This window comes from Mesobacillus sp. (genome assembly GCF_049588175.1).
GTDB lineage: Bacteria > Bacillota > Bacilli > Bacillales > Cytobacillaceae > Mesobacillus.
In genome coordinates this window covers 1-1676 of the sequence record NZ_JBAVFI010000207.1, presented here as the reverse complement: position 1 = coordinate 1676, position 1676 = coordinate 1, and the positions used below count along the sequence as shown (strand labels likewise).

Annotated in this window: 2 protein-coding genes; both read left to right on the top strand. The window is 38.5% G+C overall.

The window, feature by feature from the left end:
* Nucleotides 1-906, top strand: a 906-nt coding sequence (locus WB217_RS05245) for a glycoside hydrolase family 172 protein (protein ID WP_423991321.1), incomplete at its 5' end; no start/stop codon positions are given.
* A 107-nt stretch (nucleotides 907-1013) separates the two neighbouring features.
* Nucleotides 1014-1676, top strand: a 663-nt coding sequence (locus WB217_RS05240; protein WP_423991319.1) for a ribokinase, incomplete at its 3' end; no start/stop codon positions are given.

The following is a 1676-nucleotide window of genomic DNA, read 5'->3' as shown; positions in this document are numbered from 1 at the left end:
GTATTAATCCGTATGTTTTGGGATGGTGAGGAACATCCAAGTGTAGAGGTGCCGATTGGGGATTTCTTCGGTATGGGACATGGAATGAGTAAAGATTTTTGGTCCTTGCCCCTAGTTATGGCGCCTGACAACGGAAGAGGGTTTAATTGCTTCTTCTCAATGCCATATGGTTCTTCTGCTAAAATTGAAATCATTAATGAATGTGAATCAGAACTGAATTTCTATTTTTATATCGATTATGAAGAGTACGAAAAACTTGAAGCCGATTTAGGCCGTTTTCATGCGCAATGGCGAAGGGAAAATGCCACTGGGACCTGGGGAGCAGAAATGCCACTTCAAGAACCGCTATGGGAAACTACAGAGGGGCAGAAATATTTACTCGATGTGCTTTGGAAACAGCCAAATATAACGGGTGAAGATAACTATATTATTCTCGAAGCAGATGGTACCGGACATTATGTTGGCTGTAATCTTAATATAGATTGCTTCGCTCAGGAGAAAAACAACTGGTACGGTGAAGGCGACGATATGATTTTCATTGACGGTGAAAAATTCCCTTCCATTCATGGAACAGGTACAGAAGACTATTTTAATACCGCGTTCTGTCCAAAGGATGAATTTTGTACCCCATACTTTGGACTTCACTTGAATTCAGGTGATGAAGATAATCCATGGAGAGGAAAAAATTCCATGTACCGTTTTCACATTGAGGATCCTATCCAATTTTCGAAGTCAATCAAGGTAACAATTGAGCACGGTCATGCAAATAAGCTGATGAGCGATTATTCCAGTACAGCATATTGGTATCAGCTTGAACCGCATAAAAAGTTTCCAGACATGCTGCCAGTGAAAGAAAGGCTTCCACGCAAATATAAGAAAAGAATAAGCCTGGTCGAAGAAAAGTAAAAAAATAAGATGAAATATAGAAATACGGCCAAGTAAACAGAACATGGTGTGCTATGGAATGGAGTGTATTAGTGGAATTGTAATAAATCAAACAAAGGATGCTAATAATGCAAAATATGAAACTACTTGTGGTTGGAAGTATAAATATGGATATATTTACGTATGTAGAAAACCTCCCGAAGCCAGGAGAAACATTGAATAGTGAGCAAGTGAAATTTGGCAGTGGTGGTAAAGGGGCGAACCAGGCGGTAGCTGCTTCTTTATCTGGTGCAGAGGTATATATTCTTGGTGCCGTCGGAAATGATGCTTTTCAAGGCACACTACTGCAATCGCTAAAAGAAAATAATGTGAATTTAAACTATGTCATTGAAAAGAATACGAATTCAGGGTTGGCCTTAATTACGGTAGATCAAAATGGTGAAAATCATATTGTTTTGTCAGAAGGCGCAAATGGTCTTATTAAGAATAAGGATGTCGATAAGGTCTTAGAACAATCAATCCTTCCTGCGGCAGTATTAGTTCAAAATGAAATAACATGGGAAACTACCAGGTATGTAATGGAAAAGGCTAAAAAGCTTAATATTGCAGTTTACTATAATGCTGCGCCAGCTAAAAAAATCTCAGACAAAGTTTTTGGGCTGATGGATGTTTTAATCCTCAATGAATTGGAAGCGACAACTCTAACTGGAACAATTATTGAAGTGGATGAGGATGCAAAGCATGCCTTAAATCAATTAATCAATAAAGGTGTCAAGGAAGTGATTATTACC